Raw genomic sequence first — 17,531 nt, forward strand, 5'->3', positions numbered from 1 at the left:
CCTGCAGGTGCGCCGCACTCCACGGGTGCGCTCCAGCAGCAGCACTGCATGCGAGCGAACCCTATAAAATGATGATAAGTCCGAAAAATTCGGCGCCGGAGGCGCCGGATTTTTCGTAAATGGCCACAGGATCAGGGAGTTGCGCGGCGAAGAGCGCCGAACGAGCCGGCGGCCAAGGCCAGGACCAGCAGCAGGGGCCAGCCCGCGAACAGGGCCACGGGGCTCGTGTGTGTCAGCCAGTGGCCCACCGCGCGCCAGCCGTTGTAGTAGCCCAGCAGGGCCGCCGCGGCGCCGAGGAGCAGGATCGTGGCCGCCGTTGCGGTGAGGATGCCGTTGGTGCGCCAGCGGATGTACAGGGCGCCGAGCGTCGTGCCGATCAGGGTCATGAGGAGCAGGGGCACCGCGTACATGACGAACTGCACCGGCGGGGAGTAGTCGTCGAACAGGCCCAGGCCGAAGAAGCGCAGGTGCAGGCCCCAGCCGTCGGTGGCGTTCTCGATGGTCTGCAGGAGCACCAGGACAGCCGAATAGAGGAGGGTCTGCGCCAGTGCGAACAGGCCCAGAGCGGCCGTGAACTCGCGGCGGGTGACGCTCAGGCCCAGCGCGAACGGGAAGTGCTGCGTCACCGCGACCGCGCCGAACGCGAGGGACGTGAAGTAGATGCTGGCCAGGGCGCCGGTGATGGGATCCTCGCCCTTGATCTGGTCGGTGATGGACGCGAAGACCACCACGTTGGTGACGAACGCGATGGCCAGGATCACGATCGGCCAGAGCAGCGCGTCGCGTCGGCCGACGGCCTGCAGGCGTGCGATCGCGGCGAGGCGGTTCATGACACGTGCTCCTTCTGCTCGGCGGTGGTGATGCGGACGACCAGCTGCTGCAGCGACACCGGCTGCAGCTCGACGCCGGCCGCGCGGGCCTGTCCGGGCTCGACCCGGCCGCGGACCGTGGCGCGGGTCAGCGCGCCGAGGCGCTCGCGGTGCAGTTCGTCGGCGTTGGCGGTGAGGGTGTCGACGGCGCTGGCCGGGCCGGTCAGGGTGACGACCTGGCCGCGCAGCGACTCGGCGCTCTCGTCGAGCACGAGCCGGCCGCGCTCGATGAGCAGCACGTGCTCGATCAGGTCGCTGACCTCGTCGATGAGGTGGGTGGAGAGCACGACGGTGCGCGGGAACTCGGCGTAGTCGGCCAGGAGCCGGTCGTAGAACAGCTGGCGGGCCACGGCGTCGAGGCCGAGGTAGGGCTCGTCGAAGAACGTCAGCGGCGCGCGGGAGGCGAGGCCGATGGTCACGCCGAGGGCCGAGAGCATGCCGCGGGACAGCTTCTTGATCTGGCGTTTCGGCGGCAGGTCGAAGTCCTGCAGGAGCCTTCGGGCGAAGGCCTCGTCCCAGTTCGGGAACAGCATCCGGCCGGCGAACATCGCGTCGCGGACGCGGAAGGTGTCCGGGTATCGCTGGCTCTCCTTGATGAAGCAGACCTGCCGCAGGACCTGTGCGTTCTCGTAGGGGTGGGCGCCGAACACCTCGATCGCGCCCGCCGTGGCGATCTGCTGGCCGGTCAGGACCTGCATCAGCGTGGTCTTGCCGGCGCCGTTGCGCCCGAGCAGGCCGTAGATGCGGTCGCGTTGCAGCTCGAAGCTCACGTCGTCGAGGGCGGTGACCGAGCCGTAGCGCTTGGTCACCCCGGAAACGCGTACCACCGTGCTCATCGGTTCTCCTCGTACCGCTCGATCATCGACTTCAGCTCGGAGGTGTGGATGCCGAGCTTCGCCGCCTCGGCGAGCAGCGGCTGGAGGTACAGCGCCGCGAACTGGTCGCGCCGGCGCTGCCGGAGCTTGGCCTGCGCGCCGGGGGAGACGAACATGCCGATGCCTCGCTTCTTGTAGAGGATGCCGTCGTCGACGAGCTGGTTGATGCCCTTCGCGGCGGTGGCGGGGTTGATCCGGTGGAAGGCGGCGAGCTCGTTGGTCGACGGGACCTGGCCCTCTTCGGGCAGGCTGCCGTCGATCACCGAGTTTTCGATCTGCTCCGCGATCTGCAGGAAGATCGGCCGCCCGTCGTCCATCACTCGTCCAGGTTGGTTGGTTCGTTACTCATGTAACTAACCATGCAACCGACGAACCCGGGTGTCAAGGGCTATCTTCGTGACATGACGACAGCGGGCTTCGGGCCCAAGATGGCGTGGCTGGCCGTGCGGGCCGAGCCGCGACTCGTGATGGACGCGCTGGGCCTGAAGGACCTCGGCGTCGTGGAGCCGCGCACCGGGCTGGACCTGGCGCACTTCACCGACGACCGGGTGGTGGTCACGGTGGTCGACCAGTGGTGCCTCGTGGCGGGCAAGTGGCTGTTCCGGTGGAGCGGGATCGCCGCGCTGTCGATGCAGCTCGGCGCCGAGGTCCAGTACTTCGCGACCGACCGCAGCCTGGTCATGCACCGTTGGGCGCGGGCCTACGGCGCCGACGTGTTCATGTCCGACGAGGACGCGCTGGTCGACGAGAACGACGTGTTCCGGGTCGCGTCGCAGTGGAGCGTCGACCCGCGTTCGCTGCCCGTCGTCTCGTTACATATCGCGGCGGTACCTGTTCATCAGTAATCTCCCGCTCGTCGATATTTATGCGCGACGATGTCCGCATGACTCGCTTGCTGAGCCGTCTCGCCGTCGCTGTCGTGCTGCTGACCGGCATGCTGGTGGCCCCGGCGACCGCCGCACACGCGTCGGTCTTCTCCTCGTGCACCATCTCCGGCTGCGCCGACGCGCGCACCGCCCGGTCCGGCTGGAGCAGCCTGGGCTTCCCGACCTCGCGCAACTGGTACGCCTGGCCCTACGGCAAGTACAACTTCGCCGGCGGCCGGTACTACAACAACGAGGGCGAGCTGCCGTCGGGCGCGACCTACTACGAGTACGACGTCATCCCGCGCAACAAGGGCGCCGCGCGCGACGCGAAGCGCATCATCATCAACCGCGGCACCGGGGCGACCTGGTACTCGCCGAACCACTACACCGACTTCTACCGGCTCTAGTCGCGGCGGTCGCCCCGGGGCGGGCGCGGCCGGGTCAGTCCTGGCTGCGCTTGCCCTTGCTGCGCCACGAGAACGGGCCCGGCAGGTCGTAGCGGTGCGCCCGGGTGCGCGAGTTCCACGACCAGCGGCCGAGCTTCAGGCCCCAGGAGGAGAACCCCTTCGGGGTGAAGTTCAGCACCAGGGGGCCGATGCGGAACGCCTTACGGAACAGGATCGGCAACGAGTCCTCCTCGGGGGTGGTGGTCCGCCATCCAGGATGACCCATGGCCGCCACCGTGGCGCCACCGGCCCGCTCATCGACCTGCGTAATGCAGGATCACGTTGTGGATGTGCTGCGTCTTCTCGACGCCGCGCACGTCGACCTCGTAGGTGTGCGTGCCTACGTGCACTGCCACCGTGCCGCTGCTGAAGAAGCTGCCGGCCCACGACTTGTTGCTCACCACCGAGACCGCGGTGACCTTGCCGTAGGGGATCGAGGTGATCGCGACCCGCTTGCCGACGAACGACCGGTCCTGCAGGATCACCCGCCGGTCGGTGAGGCCGATGAATCCGGTGCCGACCCCGACCGCGTCGTAGACCGCGATGATGCTCTCGCCCGGCAACAGGCCGGAGGCGATCTGGTCGTACTGTTCCCTGCGGTCGTACTTCGCCTGCTGCGCCATGCCTTCAACGTAGCCACCGGCATCAACATCGCAACGTGACGTGTGCCGCGCACCGCGGCGGTGATGGGAATGGGACTTACAAGATACCTTTCGCGAGGTATTGTTCGGCCTGGCTCGTGACGGCGCAATCGCAATAGGCAGCCGTCAATCTACCGTTGGGGGGCGGCCACGGTGCGGGTGCGGCTTCTCGGACCGATCGACGTGGTGGTCGGCGACGAGCCGCGCCCGGTGCAGGGCCTGCGCCGCAAGGCGGTCCTCGCCGTGCTCGGGCTGCACGCCGGCGAGGTCGTGAGCACCGGGCGCCTCGTCGAGCTGGTCTGGGACGGCGCGCCGCCGCCCAACGCCGTCAACGCGCTGCAGAGCCATTTGTCCTACCTGCGACGCACCCTGTCGGACAAGTCGGCCGTGCGCTCCCGCCCGCCCGGATACGTGCTGGACGTCGGCGCCGACGGGACCGACGTCGCCGTCGCCGAGCGGCTCATCGCCGCCGGCCTGCAGGACCGCGACGACGCCGCACGGGCCCGCGACCTGCAGCGGGCGCTGGAGCTGTGGCGCGGCCAGCCGATGGCCGACGCGACCGGCGTCACGTGGCTGGAGGAGCAGGCGCAGCGGCTCGAGCAGCTGTGGCTGCAGGGCAAGCGCGCCCTGCTGCAGGCCCGGCTGGGGCTCGGGCAGCACGCCCAGCTGCTGCCGGAGCTCGAGCAGCTCACCCGCGAGCACCCGTTCGACGAGCAGCTGCACGGCCAGCTGATGCTCGCGTTGTACCGCACGGGCCGCCAGGCCGATGCGCTGGGCGCCTTCCAGCGGCTGCGCCGGACCCTGCGCGACGATCTCGGCATCGAGCCCGGCAACGCGCTGCGCGGGCTCGAGTCCGCGATGCTGCGCCAGGACGCCGACCTCGACCCGCCGCCGGCCCCGGTGCGCGCGGCGCCGGAGCCCGAGCAGCGCGACGCCGCCGAGCCCCCCGGCCCGGTGCCCGCGCAGATCCCGCTCGCGGTGCGCACCTTCGCCGGGCGGGCCGGGCAGCTGGCCCGCCTCGACGCGCTGCTGCCGGCCGAGTGGACCCCGCCGGGCAGCGCCGTGTTCGTCGCCGTCGTGTCCGGCACGGCCGGCGTCGGCAAGTCCGCGCTCGCGGTGCACTGGGCGCACCGGGTCGCCGACCGGTTCCCCGACGGGCAGCTGTACGTCAACCTGCGCGGCTTCGACCCGGCCAACCGGCCCATGCCGCCTGCCGACGCGGTGCGCGGGTTCCTCGACGCGCTCGGCGTGCCGGCCGAGCGCATCCCCGGCGACCTCGCCGGCCTCTCCGGCCTGCTGCGCAGCCGCCTGGCCGGCCAGCGGGTGCTGATCGTGCTCGACAACGCCCGCGACGCCGAGCAGGTCCGCCCGCTGCTGCCGGCCGCGCCCGGGTGCCTGGTCGTCGTCACCAGCCGCGACCCGCTGACCTCGCTGGTGGCGATCGAGGGCGCCGTGCCGGTGCCGGTCGACCTGCTGACCGACGCCGAGGCCCGCGACCTGCTGGTCAGCCGGCTCGGTGCGCGCCGGGTCGCCGCCGAGCCGGAGGCGGTCGAGCGGATCGTCGGCGCCTGCGCCCGGCTGCCGCTCGCGCTCGCCGTCGTCGCCGGGCGCGCAGCAACCCGGCCGGAGCTGCCGCTGTCCGCGCTCGCCGACCAGCTCGGCGCCTCCGGCGGGCTCGACGCGATCGCCGGCGCCGACCCGGCCTCCGACATGCGGGCGGTGTTCTCCTGGTCCTACCGGGCGCTGAGCCCCGCGGCCGCCGAGGTGCTGCGCCGGATGAGCCTCGGCCCGGGCCCCGACCTCGGCATCGACGCCGTCGCCGCACTCGCCGGCGTGCCGGCCGCGGCGGCGCGGGCGAGCCTGGCCGAGCTCGACCGGGCCGGGCTGGTGGTGGAGCAGCGCACCGGGCGGTACACCTTCCACGACCTGCTGCGCGCATACGCCTCCGAGCTGGTCGAGACCCACGACCCCGAGGCCGACCGCTCCGCCGCCGTGGACCGGCTGCTCGAGCACTACGTCGCCACCGCGCAGGCGGCCGCGCAGCAGCTCGACCCGGCCCGCGACCCGGTGCCGCGGGCGGCCAAGCACCCGGCGATCGCGGTGCCGGAGCCGCCGCGGGAGCAGGCGCAGGCGTGGTTCGCCGACGAGCACCGCTGCCTGCTGGCCGCGGTGCGCCTGTCCGCCGAGCGCGGGCTGGACGAGCACACCTGGCGCCTCGCCGCGGCCATGACGACCTTCCTGGACTGGCACGGGCAGTGGCAGGAGCTCGTCGCCGTGCAGGAGGCGGCCCTGCGCGCGCTGCGCCGCCTCGGCGACCGTCCGGGGCAGGGCGCGGCGTCGTGCGAGCTCGGCCAGGTGTACGCCCGCATCGGCCGCTTCGACGAGGCGCACCAGTACCTGTGGACCGCGCTGTGCCTCTTCGAGCAGCTCGACGACGCGCCCGGCCTCGCGCGCGCCCACTACCACCTCGGCTGGCTGCAGCACGCCCAGCGGCGCTACCGCGACGCGCTGAGCCACAGCGAGCAGGCCCTGGCGCTGTTCGAGCGGCTCGGCGACAAGCTGTGGCGGGCCCGCGCCCTCAACGCCACCGGCTGGATCATGGGACAGCTCGGCGAGTACGAGCGGGCGCTGCGCCGGTGCCGCGACGCGCTGGTGGAGAACCGCGAGGTCGGCGACCGCCACGGCGAGGCCGGCACCTGGGACGCCGTCGGCTACGCCCACCACCGCCTCGGCGACCCGCGCCAGGCGATCGCCTGCTACGGCCACGCGCTGCGCGCCTACCGCGAGCTCGGCGACCGGGCCGGACAGGCGTGCGTGCTGTCGCACCTCGGCGACGCGCACGCGGCCACCGGCGACGCCGCCGCGGCCGCCGACGCGTGGCGGCACAGCCTGGACATCCTCGACGAGCTCGACCCGGCCCAGGCGGCCACCGTGCGCGCGAAGCTGCCCGCCGGCGCACCCGGTCCGGCGGCTACGGTGAGTGGATGACGGCGCCTGACACCTTACGGGCCGGCCTGCTGGCCGCCGCACCGCAGATGCTCGACGACCTCGCCGAACTGGTCGGCACGGAGTCACCGTCGGCGGATCTGGACGCCCTCGCCCGCTGCGCCGACGTCGTGGCCGCCGTCGGCGAGCGGCGCATCGGCCGGGCGCCCGAGCGCATCGTCGTCGGCGACCGGCCGCACCTGCGATGGTGCTTCGGCGACGGGCCGCCGAGGGTCGTGCTCATCGGGCACTACGACACCGTCTGGCCGCGCGGGACGATCGCCCGCTGGCCGTTCTCCGTCGACGGCGACCGCGCCACCGGCCCCGGCGTCGTGGACATGAAGGGCGGTTTGGTCGTGCTCTTCCACGCCCTCGCCGCGCTCGACGACCTCGACGGCGTCGCCGTCGTCATCAACGCCGACGAGGAGATCGGCTCGCCGACTTCCACCGCGCTCATCGAGGACACCGCCCGCGGCGCCGCCGGCGCGCTGGTGCTGGAGGGCAGCTCGGCCGGGCGGCTGAAGGTCGCCCGCAAGGGCATCGCGCACTACTCGGTGCGGGTCACCGGCCGCGCCTCGCACGCCGGCAACGCGCCGCACCGCGGGATCAACGCCGGCGTGGAGCTGTCGCACCAGATCCTGCGCATCGCGGCGCTCGGCGACGCCGAGCGGGGCACCACCGTCACGCCGACCGACGCCTCGGCCGGCACGACCAGCAACACCGTGCCGGCGGTCGGGCGGGTCAGCGTCGACGTGCGCTCCTTCGACCCGGCGGAGCTGCGCCGGGTCGACGCCGCCCTGCACGCGCTGGCGCCGGTGCTGCCCGGCGCCGCGGTCCGCGTCGAGGCCGGACCGGCCCGCCCGGCGATGCCCGAGGCGGCCTCGGCCGAGCTGTTCGCGCTGGCCCAGCGGCTGTCGCAGGCCCTGACCGGGCGGGCGATCGTCGGCGAGGCGGTCGGCGGCGGCTCGGACGGCAATCTCACGGCCGGCGTCGGCGTGCGGACCCTCGACGGGCTCGGCGCGATCGGCGGCAACGCACATGCGGAAGGGGAGTGGATCGAATTGTCCAGCCTGCCGGAACGGGCCGCACTGGTCAGCTCGCTCGCGGGCGCCATCGGGCGGGCGGAGTGATGGACGGCGTGGCCGAGGCGTGGGCCTGCGCGGCCGAGGCCGCCGACCGCATCGGCCTCAAGCTGGTCGAGCTGTCCTCGATCGCCGAGCTCGACGAGTGCTCGGCGCTGCTGCAGCGGGTCTGGCGGGCGGCGCACCCCGCCGAGATCGCGTCGCCGTCGATGCTGCGCACGTACGCCCACTCCGGCAACTACGTCGCCGGCGCCTACCGCGCCGGCGTCCTGATCGGCGCCGCGGTCGGCTTCTTCGGCCGTGAAGGGTCCGGCCCGGACGGCGTCCTGCACCTGCACTCGCACCTGGCCGGCGTCGAGCGCGGCGGGCACGGCCAGGGTGTCGGGCGGGCCCTCAAGCTGCACCAGCGGGCCTGGACCCTGGCGCGCGGGGTGCCCGAGGTGCACTGGACCTACGACCCGCTCATCGGCCGCAACGCGTACTTCAACCTGCAGCGCCTCGGCGCGGAGGTGGCCGAGTACCTGCCCGGCTTCTACGGCCGGATGACCGACGGCATCAACAGCGGCGACCTGACCGACCGCGTGCTCGTCGTGTGGCGGCTGGCCGACGCGCGGGTGCGGGAGCTCGCCGCCGGTGCGCCGGTCGCCGGGGTCGGCGCCGACGGTGCCGAGCCGCTGGTCTCGCGCGACGGCGACGAGCCGGTCTGGCACGAGCCCCACCCTGCGGCGCTCGCGCTCACCGTCGCCGTGCCGTCGGACGTGGAGGAGCTGCGCGGGCGCGACCCCCAGGCGGCGCTGCGCTGGCGGCACGCGGTGCGCGACGCGCTGACGGGCCGCCTGGCCGCCGGCTACCGCATCGCCGGCATGACGCGGGACGGGCACTACCGACTGGAGGTCAACGGATGAGCGCGCGGTTACAGGGTCTGGAGCTGCGGCGGATCGCGATGCCGCTCGTGGCGCCGTTCCGCACGTCGTTCGGCACCGAGCACGAGCGCGATGTGCTGCTGGTGCGGGCGGTCACGACCGACGCCGAGGGCTGGGGCGAGTGCGTGGCGCTGAGCGCGCCGTTGTACTCCGCCGAGTACGTCGACGGCGCCGAGGCGTTCATCAAGCGGTACATCGTGCCGCTCCTGGCCCGCTTCGAGGGGCACGCCTACGCCCTCGAGCCGCTGTTCGAGCCGCTCAAGGGGCACCCGATGGCGAAGGCGGCGGTGCAGACCGCGGTCCTCGACGCGCACCTGCGCGCGGCCGGGATGCCGCTGGGCGCCTTCCTCGGCGCGGTGCGCGACCGCGTGCCGGCCGGCGTCTCCGTCGGGATCATGGAGTCGATCCCGGCGCTGCTGGACGCCGTCGAGGGGTACCTCGGCGAGGGCTACCTGCGGATCAAGCTCAAGATCGAGCCCGGCTGGGACGTCGAGCCGGTCCGTGCGGTGCGCGAGCGCTTCGGCGACGGCGTGCTGCTGCAGGTCGACGCCAACACCGCGTACACGCTGGCCGACGCCGACCGGCTGGCCCGCCTCGACCCGTTCGACCTGCTGCTCGTCGAGCAGCCGCTGCCGGAGGACGACCTGCGCGGCCACGCGCGGCTGGCCACCATGATGCGCACCCCGATCTGCCTGGACGAGTCGATCACCAGCGCGCGGGCGGCCGCGGACGCGATCGCCATGGGCGCCTGCCGGATCGTCAACATCAAGCCGGGCCGGGTCGGCGGGTATCTCGAGGCGAGGCGCATCCACGACGTGTGCGCCGCCAACGGGGTGCCGGTCTGGGCCGGCGGCATGCTCGAGACCGGCCTGGGCCGGGCGGCCAACGTGGCGCTCGCCGCGCTGCCGGGCTTCACGTTGCCGGGCGACACGTCCGCCTCCGACCGCTACTACGCGCAGGACATCACCGAGCCGTTCAAGCTCGACGACGGTCACGTGGCCGTCCCGGCGGGTCCCGGCATCGGCGTCACCCCGGTCCGCGACGTGCTCGACAGTGTGACCACGGCGACAGAGTGGATTAACTTTACAAGCGTTAGCTGACGGGTCTAACCTTACGGACGTAAACATACGTCCGTAAGGAGCCTGCGCCATGCACGAGTACCCGCGCCGCTGGGCCGCTCTCGCGGTGCTCAGCCTGACCCTCGTCGCCGTCACCCTCGACAACTCCGTGCTCAACACCGCACTGCCGTCGCTGGCGCACGCCCTGCGCGCGGGCACCTCCGACCTGCAGTGGATCACCGACGCGTACACCCTCGTCTTCGCCTCGGCCCTGATCCTGGCCGGCACCCTCGGCGCCCGGCTCGGCCCGCGCAACGCCCTGATCGGCGGCCTGGCCGTCTTCGGCGGCGGCTCGGCGGTCGCGGCGCTGTCCGACTCGCCGGGCCAGCTCATCGCCTGGCGGGCGGTGATGGGCCTCGGCGCCGCGTTCGTCATGCCGGCGACGCTGGCGATCATCACGCGGATCTTCCCGCCGGTGGAGCGCCCGAAGGCGTTCGGCGCCTGGTCGGCCGCGGCCGGCATCGGCGTGCTCATCGGCCCCGTCACCGGCGGCGCCCTGCTCGAGCACTTCTCGTGGAGCAGCGCCTTCTGGATCAACGTGCCGCTCGTCGCCTTCGCCATCGGTGCCGTGTTCGCCCTCGTCCCGGCCATCCCGCCGGTGCGCGGCGGGCGCCTCGACCTCCTCGGCGCACTGCTGTCCACCGCCGCGGTCGCGGCCCTCGTCGACGCCGTCATCCAGGCACCGTCGCGCGGCTGGTCCGACGCCGTGACCCTCGCCGAGCTCGCCGCCGCGGCCGTGCTCGTCGCCGTGTTCGTGCTCTGGCAGCGCCGCGTGGCGGCCCGGGGCGGCTCGCCGCTGGTCCGCCTCGACCTCTTCGCCAACCGCACCTTCGCGATCGCCGCGCTGAGCCTCGCCGTGGTGTTCTTCGTGCTCTTCGGGACGCTGTTCGAGCTGTCGCAGTACCTGCAGCTGGTGCACGGCTACAGCCCGCTCGTGGCCGGCCTGGGCGCGATGCCGTTCGCCGTGGCCATGGCCGCCACGTCGGCCACCTCGCCGCTCATCTCCCGCCGCCTCGGCGTGCGCGGCACCCTGGCGCTGGGCCTGTTCCTGGCCACCGCCGGCCTGCTGGAGCTTTCCACCACCGGCGTGCACACCGCCTTCTGGCGGGTCGCCGTCGGCACTGCGGTCATCGGCCTCGGCATGGGCATGATGATGGCTCCGGCGAGCCTGCAGATCAGCGGCTCGGTGCCGCAGCAGTTCGCCTCGATGGCGAGCGCGCTCAACAGCGTGATCCGCGAGCTGGGCGGCGTGCTGGGCATCGCGGTCCTCGGCACCGTGGTCTCCTCCGCCTACCGTTCCGCCGTCGGTACCGATCTGGGCCCGGCACACAACGACCTGCCCACGGCCCATGGCATGGCGGCGAGCCTGCCGGCGCCGGCCGCGCAGCACGTCATCGAGGTCGCCGACAAGGCCTTCACCGACGCGATGGACCGCGGCGCCCTCATCGCCGCCGGGGTCGCCCTGCTCATGGCGGTCGCCGTGCTCCTCGTCCGGCCGGCCACCCCGCGGCGCGCCGAGGTTGTCGTCGCCGACGATGTCCCCGCGGCCGAGCCCGCGCTGCAGACGGCATGATGAAACCATGAAGTCGGATTCGACCGGTTCGGCCACCTCCGCAGGCGGGGGTGGCCGAACCCGCAACCGCCGCGGCGAGGGCGGCCTGCTGCGCGACGAGATCGTGGCCGCGGCCGAGCGGCTGCTCGAGCGCGAGGGCGACGAGGAGGCCCTCACGCTGCGCTCGGTGGCCCGCGAGGCGGGGATCTCCGCGCCGTCGATCTACACGCACTTCGCCGACCGCGAGGCGATCCTCGAGGCCGTGCTCGACATCGCCTTCGAGCGGCTGCGCCGGCTGGTCCTCGACGCCGCCGAGGGCGTCGAGGACCCGGTCGAGCGGCTGCGGTCCGGCTGCCACGCGTACGCGCGGTTCGGCATGGAGGAGCCCGCGCGGTACCGCGTCCTCTTCGGCCGGCAGCGGGCCAACCGCCCGAAGATCGGCTCGCCGCGGGACATCACCGAGCTGCCCGAGGTCTGGCGGCACCGGCTCGAGTCGTTCATGACCCTCGTCGAGGCGCTCGACGGCTGCGTCAAGGCCGGCCGCTCCGCCAGCCTGGACCCCTTCGCCGACGCCACCACCCTGTGGACCTCGCTGCACGGCGCGGTCGCCATGCGCCAGTTCATCCCCGGCTTCCCCCTGCCGCCGGTGGAGCGGACGGTCGACGACCTGGTCGAGCGCGTCGCGCTGATCCGCTCGTGACGCTGCTGTCGCGCCTGCAGGGCCCGGTCGAGGACGCGGCCCGGGCCCTGCTCGGGTGCCGCCTCACCGCCGGCGGGGTCACCGTGCGCCTGACCGAGGTCGAGGCGTACTCGGGCACCGGCGAGGACCCCGCCTCGCACGCGCACCGCGGCCGCACGCCGCGCAACACCATCATGTTCGGCCCGGCCGGGTACGCCTACGTGTACTTCACCTACGGCATGCACTACTGCCTGAACGTCGTCACCGGCACGGAGGGCACCGCCTCGGCGGTCCTGCTGCGCGCCGGGGAGGTGGTCGGCGGCCTCGAGACGGCCCGCTCCCGGCGCCCGGCGGCGCGCTCCGACGCGGAGCTGGCCCGCGGTCCCGCGCGGTTGTGCAGCGCGCTGGCGGTCGGGCGGGACTTCTACGGGACGTACCTCATGGACGGCCACCTGAGCGAGGGCGACGACCCGCCGGGCGAGGTCGTGGCGGGACCGCGGGTCGGTGTCACCGGCGCGCACGACCTGCCGTGGCGCTTCTGGCTGGCCGGCGACCCGACCGTCAGCGAGTACCGCCGCCACGTGCCCCGATTGCGTAAGGACTGACTTACGCGTAAGGTTTTGCTTACCAATGGACGTTGACCTGGATCTGGTATTCGTTGCCTTGGCCGACCGTTCGCGCCGGGCGCTGCTGCAGCGGCTGTCGCACGGCCCGGCGACCACGGGGCAGCTGGCGGACCTGCTGCCGGTCAGCCGACCTGCGGTGTCGCAGCACCTCAAGGTCCTGCAGGACGCGGGCCTGATCCACACCGAGCAGCGCGGCCGGCACCGCTGGCATCGCCTGTCCCGGCCGCCGCTGTCGACCGTCGCCGCCTGGGCGACCGATCTGAGTTCGCGAAGCATCGAGGAGCCCGCATGACCCAGCCCGTCAGCTACGTCGAGATCAACAGCCCGGACCTGGACGCCACCCGCCGCTTCGTCTCGTCCGTCTTCGGCTGGGACCCGGCCCCGTTCGCCGCGCCCGACTACCTGGTGGCGCCGCGCGGCGACGCGCCGGGCGTCGACACCGGCCTGCTCGCCTCCCGCGACGGCCAGCCGCGCACCGTCCCGGTGATCCGCGTCGACTCCCTCGACACCGCGACCGCCGCGGTCCGCGAGCACGGCGGCCAGGTGGTGGTCGAGCCGTTCACGATCAAGGGAGTCGGGCACGGCTGCTACATCCTCGACCCCGCCGGCATCCTCATCGGCCTGCACGCCTACGACCCCGACGCATGATCGGGGCCCCGTCGCGGCATGCGGCGGGGCCCTGGGCGACCGGTGTGTCAGCGGCTCACCAGCACGCCTCGCGGTCGGGTACACGATCGGTGTCCGGCATCCGGAACGCCGTGGCCTGCGGCGCCCGCGAGTACTCGGCGTCGGTGACCTGATCGCCCCACTCGGTGCCGGCGCCCTCCGGGTCGGTCTCGTGCGTGGAGACCATGGCCACGAAGGTGTGCGGGCCGGCGCCGTGCCAGTGCCACTCGCCGGCCGACACCACGATCGTGTCGCCGGCGCGGACCTCGTGCACCGGGCCGCCGCGGCGCTGGACCCGGCCGACGCCGTGCAGCACGTGCAGCACCCTGCCGTAGGGGCAGCTGTGCCACGCGGTGCGCGCGCACGGGTTGAACTGGGCGTGGAACGTGGCCAGGCGCGACGGCTCCATCGCCGTCACGTCCCGGCCGATCCAGGCCACGCCGGAGTACCGCTGCTGCGGCGCAGGGCGGCTGGTGCTGGGCGCGCGAATCACTTCCATGGTTCTCTCCCCCTCTAGACCTTGTTGTAGTCCGCCCACGACATGTCCCACGCCGTCCAGCCGTCGCCCGGGTCCAGCGCCACCTCGGTACCGCGGGTGGTCACCGGGTCGCCGACGAGCACCGACTCGTAGAGCCAGCGGGCGTTCGCGGTGGAGACGTTGGTGCAGCCGTGCGAGACGTTGCGCTTGCCCTGATCGCCAACGGACCACGGTGCGGCGTGGATGTACTGGCCGCCCCACGTCAGGCGCATGGCGTACTCCACAAAGGCGGTGTACTCGGGCGTGCGGAACACCGTCGACGGTTCACGCGACATGATCACAGTGGTGCCGCTGGACGACGGGGTCGACGCCTTGCCCAGGCTGACCGGCATCGATTTGATCGGCTGGTCGTTCTGGTACACGGTCAACTGCTTGGTGGCGTTGTCGATGTCGATCGTGAGCTTGCGCCCGATCGTGACCGTCGCCGTGTAGTCCTCGTCGGTGTGCCCGTTGCCGACGGTCACGCCGTTGAGGGCTTTGCGCGCGGTGATCTTCGTGCCGGGCTGCCAGTAGTGCTCCGGCCGGTACATCACCTGCTTGCCGCCGAACCAGTGCCACGTCCCGGGCTGCGGCGGATCGCTCGTGACGAACAGCCGTTGCTGGACCGCCGCGCGAGACTCCGGCGGTACTTCGGTGCCGAACTCGACGACGATCGGCATCGCGACGCCGTAGGTCCCGCCGTTGATGAGATTCAGGTCGGAGTTGATCTGCTGCCCCTGCGGCTTCGCCGCCGTGGTGAACGTCGTCTCCTTCGTCACCGGCTTGCCGTCGGCGCCGACGGCCGTGACCTTCGCGGTGTACGACGTGCCGTACTTCAGCGCGGTCGCGGGCACCCAGGAGCTGCCGTCGGCGCGCGGCGCGCCGGCGACCGCCTGGCCGGCCGAGTCGGTCAGCGTCACGCCGGTCACCTTGCCGTCGCTGACCTTCAGCCCGATCTCCGTGCTGATCGGCACGCCGCCGTCACTGGTCGTCGGCGAGATCGCCAGCCCGACGGGTGTCGGCGGGGGAGCGGTGTTCTTCGCCACCGGTTTGCCGTGCCCATCGCAGGCCGCCAGCGCCGGCGACGCTGCGACCGCGAGGACGAGGAGCGCAGTCAGGGAACGTCTCATGTTGCCTGCCATGGTTGTCTGTCCATAGAGGCATCGTCGTGCCGGCCCGGAGGAGACCGGGCCGGCAATCGTGTGACTACCCGGGTTATTGCATCGTGGTGTCGGCGATCTGCGTCGCCAGGCCCTCCCACTTGGCGTACGCGTCGGGGAACGCGGAGCGCTGGACCATCTGCGCGGCGACCGTGATCGCGTAGTCGCCCCAGCCCGGGATGCGCACCAGCGCCGCGTAGAACCGGCGGGCCGACTCGTGCGGGTCCATCAGCTGGTCGATCGAGCCCCAGTTGGGCCGCTGCTGGAACAGCCCGACGGAGTCGTAGTCGTACCCGACGCCCTGGTTGGGGTGGTCGAGCGACGAGGGCAGGTTCGGGTTGGCCAGGTTGCGCAGGTGGCTCTCCTGCAGCGCGGTCGCCAGCGCCACGATGGCCGCCCGCTTCGGCAGGTTCTCGCGCTTTGCGACGTCCACGATCGCGACCGCGTTGTCCATCTCGGCCTGCGTGAGCCCGCCGACCGGCGCGGGCCGCGTCGGCGTCGGGTCCGCCGTGGCCGGCGCCTTCGACGCGGCCTGGGCCGGATCTGTCTGCTTCGAGTTCGTCTGGTTCTGCTTTGCGTTGGCGCTCGGAGCCGCCGCGTGGTCGCGGCCGCGGCCGCGGGAGGCGACCGAGCCGCCGTCCGTGCGGGAGACGCCGCCGTCCGCCTCGGCCGTGAGGCTCACCGCCGAGCCGCTGCCCGGCCCGTTCCCGGCCACCGTCGTGGTGATCCCGAACGCCGCCACGGCGAGCACGGCCGCCGTGGCCAGCCCGCGACGCATCCGGTCGTTCCCGGCGGCGGGGAGCAGGAAGCTCTCGCCCCGGGATGTGTGCAGGCGCGTGATCTGAGCGAGGTTCAACCGCCTGATCTGCGCAGGCACGGCCTCGTTCAGTCGCTTGACCTGCGCGGGCACGGCCGCGTTCAGTCGCTTGACCTGCGCGGGCATCGCCGCGTTCATCCGCCTGATCTGGGCGGGAACGGCGGCAAGTGCGGCAGCGTGGCGACCTCGGCGAGGCCGCAGGTGACGCGGACCGGGCTCGGTCGTCGCGTCGCTGAGCTGCGGGTTTTCGTCGGCACCGTCGAGCATCCGGCGAGACTAGGACCGGGTGGTCGAGGGGGTGATTTCGGGCGTGAAAATCGGCGCGGGGGCCGTACGCACCCGGTCACCCTTCGTATGAGCGTCACGCCCTGTGGCTGAATCCGCAGGGTGATACAGGTGCCCTGAGCGGCGCGTTTACCGTCAATGTCGTTCGCCGCGGCCCGAAGTCACTCACGGTGGGTGACGCCGAAGCGAATCCGCTGAGTTATGCGCCCGCCACCGCCGGTCGCGCGCGCAGGAGCCGGGGACCCACGCATCACCCGGGGTGAATCCGCCGGTGCCCGTTCGGGCCCCCGGCGGTAGGGCGAGCTTCCCGCCCGAACCCGTCAGCTAACCCGGTAAGCGGCTGCGGAAGGAGCGGTGCCCCCGTTGTCGTACTTCTACAAGTCCCGCCACTCGCAACCCCCTCCGTCCGGCCGCCGCCCTCTCGGCCGCCGCCTCCCGGTAGCGGCCGCCTCCCTGGTCCTGGCCGCGGCCGCCGGCATCGGCGTGGCCACGCTGGACCACCACCCCGCCTCCGACGCCACGTCCCTGGCCGGCTCGGAGTCCACAGTGGACGGCGTCTCGACGTCGTCGGCGGCCCGCGCCAAGCAGCGCGGCGACGCACCCCCACCGGCCGCCGCGCCGACGTCCACAAAGCCTTCCGCTTCGTCGTCGCCCGCCCCGTCCGCCTCGTCCGCGTCTCCCACCCCGACCCAGCCGTCCCAGAAGGACGTCTCGTACCAGTTCGCCTGGCAGGAGAACTACTACTACTGCGGCCCGGCGGCGACGCGCATCGCCCTGACCGCGCGTGGCCTGTTCCCGTCGCAGTCCCAGGTCGCGGAGCGCCTGGGCACGACGGAGGGCGGCACCAACTCGTCGGAGGACACCGCGAGGGCCCTGAACTCCTTCACCGGCACCAACTTCTACGAGCCCCACTTCATCCGCGGGGAGTCGGCGACTTCCGCGGACGTCGACGAGCTGCGCAAGTCGGTCGTGAGCGCGATCGGCTCGGGCTACGCGGTGGTCGCGAACATCGCCGGCTCGACGGTCGACGACGGGGGCCACAGCCACTCCTACCCGGGCGGGCACTACCTCACGATCGTCGGCTACCGCGACGGCGGCGAGACCGTGAGGATCGCGGACCCGGCCGACGCGGAGGGCGTCGGCGCGTACACCCTCCCCGTCGCGAAGATGGCCAACTGGATCGCCCAGCGCGGCTACGCGGCCTAGCTGTACTGATCACCTAGCTGTACTGACCACGGCAGGCGTCGCGCGCGGCTCGCGTGGGACGCTGCTGCCGCTTTCGCGCCGTGCCGCCACGTCGCTCGCGGTCCGCGCCGTCCTGGCGTTGGCCGCGCCTGCCGCTTTCGCGCCGTGCCGCCACGTCGTTCACCGTCGGCGCCGTCGCGCGCGGCGCCCACACCGGCCGGCGACGCGGTCCGGCCTGG

General features: G+C 72.8%; 20 protein-coding genes and 1 riboswitch. Of the genes, 12 read left to right on the plus strand and 8 right to left on the minus strand.

The window, feature by feature from the left end; genetic code table 11:
- Positions 1-131 precede the first annotated feature (131 nt).
- From ABD901_RS52560 to ABD901_RS52570, 3 genes are read right to left on the minus strand one after another with little or no spacing between them, the layout of a single operon-like run.
- Positions 132-830: a hypothetical protein gene (locus tag ABD901_RS52560; protein ID WP_345142089.1), complete on the minus strand. Its 699-nt coding sequence runs from the start codon at positions 828-830 to the stop codon at positions 132-134.
- Positions 827-1,705, minus strand: coding sequence for an ABC transporter ATP-binding protein (locus tag ABD901_RS52565; protein WP_345142092.1), 879 nt, complete (start codon positions 1,703-1,705; stop codon positions 827-829). Before ABD901_RS52565 ends, ABD901_RS52560 begins: the two co-directional genes overlap by 4 nt.
- A complete protein-coding gene (locus ABD901_RS52570; RefSeq protein WP_345142200.1) occupies positions 1,702-2,061 on the minus strand; it encodes a GntR family transcriptional regulator in 360 nt (119 codons plus the stop codon). The genes ABD901_RS52565 and ABD901_RS52570 overlap by 4 nt, the downstream gene beginning before the upstream one ends.
- A gap of 84 nt (positions 2,062-2,145) precedes the next feature.
- Between ABD901_RS52570 and ABD901_RS52575 the strand changes: the two genes are divergently transcribed.
- Together ABD901_RS52575 and ABD901_RS52580 are read left to right on the plus strand one after the other, a co-directional pair.
- Entirely contained in the window at positions 2,146-2,589 is a 444-nt protein-coding gene (locus tag ABD901_RS52575) for a hypothetical protein (RefSeq protein WP_345142093.1), read from the plus strand.
- A 38-nt stretch (positions 2,590-2,627) separates the two neighbouring features.
- Entirely contained in the window at positions 2,628-3,017 is a 390-nt protein-coding gene (locus ABD901_RS52580; protein ID WP_345142096.1) for a ribonuclease domain-containing protein, read from the plus strand.
- Between the two features lie 34 nt (positions 3,018-3,051).
- Here the strand turns inward: ABD901_RS52580 and ABD901_RS52585 are convergent, their stop codons facing one another.
- Both ABD901_RS52585 and ABD901_RS52590 read right to left on the minus strand, forming a co-directional pair.
- Positions 3,052-3,282 carry a DUF4236 domain-containing protein gene (locus ABD901_RS52585; RefSeq protein WP_380139096.1) on the minus strand — a complete coding sequence of 77 codons (231 nt, stop codon included), beginning with the start codon at positions 3,280-3,282 and terminating at the stop codon, positions 3,052-3,054.
- A gap of 28 nt (positions 3,283-3,310) precedes the next feature.
- A complete protein-coding gene (locus ABD901_RS52590) occupies positions 3,311-3,679 on the minus strand; it encodes a PH domain-containing protein (RefSeq protein ID WP_345142098.1) in 369 nt (122 codons plus the stop codon).
- A gap of 177 nt (positions 3,680-3,856) precedes the next feature.
- Here ABD901_RS52590 and ABD901_RS52595 point away from each other — a divergent pair, with 177 nt between their 5' ends.
- From ABD901_RS52595 to ABD901_RS52635, 9 genes are read left to right on the plus strand one after another with little or no spacing between them, the layout of a single operon-like run.
- The gene (locus ABD901_RS52595; RefSeq protein WP_345142100.1) at positions 3,857-6,685 is read left to right on the plus strand and encodes an AfsR/SARP family transcriptional regulator; all 2,829 of its coding nucleotides are present in this window, start codon (positions 3,857-3,859) and stop codon (positions 6,683-6,685) included.
- Positions 6,682-7,812, plus strand: coding sequence for a M20 family metallopeptidase (locus tag ABD901_RS52600; RefSeq protein ID WP_345142103.1), 1,131 nt, complete (start codon positions 6,682-6,684; stop codon positions 7,810-7,812). The genes ABD901_RS52595 and ABD901_RS52600 overlap by 4 nt, the downstream gene beginning before the upstream one ends.
- Positions 7,813-7,820: 8 nt before the next feature.
- Positions 7,821-8,669, plus strand: a complete 849-nt coding sequence (locus ABD901_RS52605) for a GNAT family N-acetyltransferase (RefSeq protein WP_345142105.1) — start codon at positions 7,821-7,823, stop codon at positions 8,667-8,669.
- Positions 8,666-9,787: an o-succinylbenzoate synthase gene (menC, locus tag ABD901_RS52610; protein ID WP_345142108.1), complete on the plus strand. Its 1,122-nt coding sequence runs from the start codon at positions 8,666-8,668 to the stop codon at positions 9,785-9,787. The genes ABD901_RS52605 and menC overlap by 4 nt, the downstream gene beginning before the upstream one ends.
- A gap of 49 nt (positions 9,788-9,836) precedes the next feature.
- Complete coding sequence (locus tag ABD901_RS52615; protein ID WP_345142111.1) at positions 9,837-11,378, plus strand: MFS transporter; 1,542 nt, start codon at positions 9,837-9,839, stop codon at positions 11,376-11,378.
- 7 nt (positions 11,379-11,385) lie between these two features.
- Positions 11,386-12,057 (plus strand): TetR/AcrR family transcriptional regulator, encoded by a 672-nt coding sequence (locus ABD901_RS52620; RefSeq protein WP_345142117.1) that lies wholly within the window; start codon positions 11,386-11,388, stop codon positions 12,055-12,057.
- Positions 12,054-12,641, plus strand: a complete 588-nt coding sequence (locus ABD901_RS52625; RefSeq protein WP_345142120.1) for a DNA-3-methyladenine glycosylase — start codon at positions 12,054-12,056, stop codon at positions 12,639-12,641. Before ABD901_RS52620 ends, ABD901_RS52625 begins: the two co-directional genes overlap by 4 nt.
- Before the next feature lie 25 nt (positions 12,642-12,666).
- A complete protein-coding gene (locus ABD901_RS52630) occupies positions 12,667-12,954 on the plus strand; it encodes an ArsR/SmtB family transcription factor (RefSeq protein WP_345142129.1) in 288 nt (95 codons plus the stop codon).
- Positions 12,951-13,310, plus strand: coding sequence for a VOC family protein (locus tag ABD901_RS52635; RefSeq protein ID WP_345142134.1), 360 nt, complete (start codon positions 12,951-12,953; stop codon positions 13,308-13,310). Before ABD901_RS52630 ends, ABD901_RS52635 begins: the two co-directional genes overlap by 4 nt.
- A gap of 55 nt (positions 13,311-13,365) precedes the next feature.
- Here the strand turns inward: ABD901_RS52635 and ABD901_RS52640 are convergent, their stop codons facing one another.
- From ABD901_RS52640 to ABD901_RS52650, 3 genes are all read right to left on the minus strand, one after another.
- The gene (locus ABD901_RS52640) at positions 13,366-13,827 is read right to left on the minus strand and encodes a cupin domain-containing protein (protein WP_345142137.1); all 462 of its coding nucleotides are present in this window, start codon (positions 13,825-13,827) and stop codon (positions 13,366-13,368) included.
- Positions 13,828-13,841: 14 nt separating this feature from the next.
- Positions 13,842-14,975: a L,D-transpeptidase gene (locus ABD901_RS52645; RefSeq protein ID WP_345142140.1), complete on the minus strand. Its 1,134-nt coding sequence runs from the start codon at positions 14,973-14,975 to the stop codon at positions 13,842-13,844.
- Positions 14,976-15,060: 85 nt separating this feature from the next.
- The gene (locus ABD901_RS52650) at positions 15,061-15,960 is read right to left on the minus strand and encodes a hypothetical protein (protein ID WP_345142144.1); all 900 of its coding nucleotides are present in this window, start codon (positions 15,958-15,960) and stop codon (positions 15,061-15,063) included.
- A gap of 329 nt (positions 15,961-16,289) precedes the next feature.
- Positions 16,290-16,461: riboswitch (cyclic di-AMP (ydaO/yuaA leader) on the plus strand.
- A gap of 9 nt (positions 16,462-16,470) precedes the next feature.
- Here ABD901_RS52650 and ABD901_RS52655 point away from each other — a divergent pair.
- Positions 16,471-17,313: a C39 family peptidase gene (locus tag ABD901_RS52655; RefSeq protein ID WP_345142147.1), complete on the plus strand. Its 843-nt coding sequence runs from the start codon at positions 16,471-16,473 to the stop codon at positions 17,311-17,313.
- The last annotated feature ends 218 nt before the right edge of the window (positions 17,314-17,531 follow it).

Origin of the sequence: Dactylosporangium darangshiense (assembly GCF_039537565.1) — a bacterium.
Classification (GTDB): Bacteria; Actinomycetota; Actinomycetes; order Mycobacteriales; family Micromonosporaceae; genus Dactylosporangium; species Dactylosporangium darangshiense.

What these genes read in the sequence shown, in the direction of transcription:
- ABD901_RS52580 (WP_345142096.1), top strand. Translation starts at nt 2,628, where the DNA reads ATGACTCGCTTGCTGAGCCGTCTCGCCGTCGCTGTCGTGCTGCTGACC.
- ABD901_RS52640 (WP_345142137.1), bottom strand. Translation starts at nt 13,827, where the DNA reads ATGGAAGTGATTCGCGCGCCCAGCACCAGCCGCCCTGCGCCGCAGCAG.
- ABD901_RS52570 (WP_345142200.1), bottom strand. Translation starts at nt 2,061, where the DNA reads ATGGACGACGGGCGGCCGATCTTCCTGCAGATCGCGGAGCAGATCGAA.
- ABD901_RS52630 (WP_345142129.1), top strand. Translation starts at nt 12,667, where the DNA reads ATGGACGTTGACCTGGATCTGGTATTCGTTGCCTTGGCCGACCGTTCG.
- ABD901_RS52650 (WP_345142144.1), bottom strand. Translation starts at nt 15,960, where the DNA reads ATGAACGCGGCGATGCCCGCGCAGGTCAAGCGACTGAACGCGGCCGTG.
- ABD901_RS52600 (WP_345142103.1), top strand. Translation starts at nt 6,682, where the DNA reads ATGACGGCGCCTGACACCTTACGGGCCGGCCTGCTGGCCGCCGCACCG.
- ABD901_RS52645 (WP_345142140.1), bottom strand. Translation starts at nt 14,975, where the DNA reads ATGAGACGTTCCCTGACTGCGCTCCTCGTCCTCGCGGTCGCAGCGTCG.
- menC (WP_345142108.1), top strand. Translation starts at nt 8,666, where the DNA reads ATGAGCGCGCGGTTACAGGGTCTGGAGCTGCGGCGGATCGCGATGCCG.
- ABD901_RS52615 (WP_345142111.1), top strand. Translation starts at nt 9,837, where the DNA reads ATGCACGAGTACCCGCGCCGCTGGGCCGCTCTCGCGGTGCTCAGCCTG.
- ABD901_RS52560 (WP_345142089.1), bottom strand. Translation starts at nt 830, where the DNA reads ATGAACCGCCTCGCCGCGATCGCACGCCTGCAGGCCGTCGGCCGACGC.
- ABD901_RS52585 (WP_380139096.1), bottom strand. Translation starts at nt 3,282, where the DNA reads ATGGGTCATCCTGGATGGCGGACCACCACCCCCGAGGAGGACTCGTTG.
- ABD901_RS52590 (WP_345142098.1), bottom strand. Translation starts at nt 3,679, where the DNA reads ATGGCGCAGCAGGCGAAGTACGACCGCAGGGAACAGTACGACCAGATC.
- ABD901_RS52635 (WP_345142134.1), top strand. Translation starts at nt 12,951, where the DNA reads ATGACCCAGCCCGTCAGCTACGTCGAGATCAACAGCCCGGACCTGGAC.
- ABD901_RS52620 (WP_345142117.1), top strand. Translation starts at nt 11,386, where the DNA reads ATGAAGTCGGATTCGACCGGTTCGGCCACCTCCGCAGGCGGGGGTGGC.
- ABD901_RS52565 (WP_345142092.1), bottom strand. Translation starts at nt 1,705, where the DNA reads ATGAGCACGGTGGTACGCGTTTCCGGGGTGACCAAGCGCTACGGCTCG.
- ABD901_RS52575 (WP_345142093.1), top strand. Translation starts at nt 2,146, where the DNA reads ATGACGACAGCGGGCTTCGGGCCCAAGATGGCGTGGCTGGCCGTGCGG.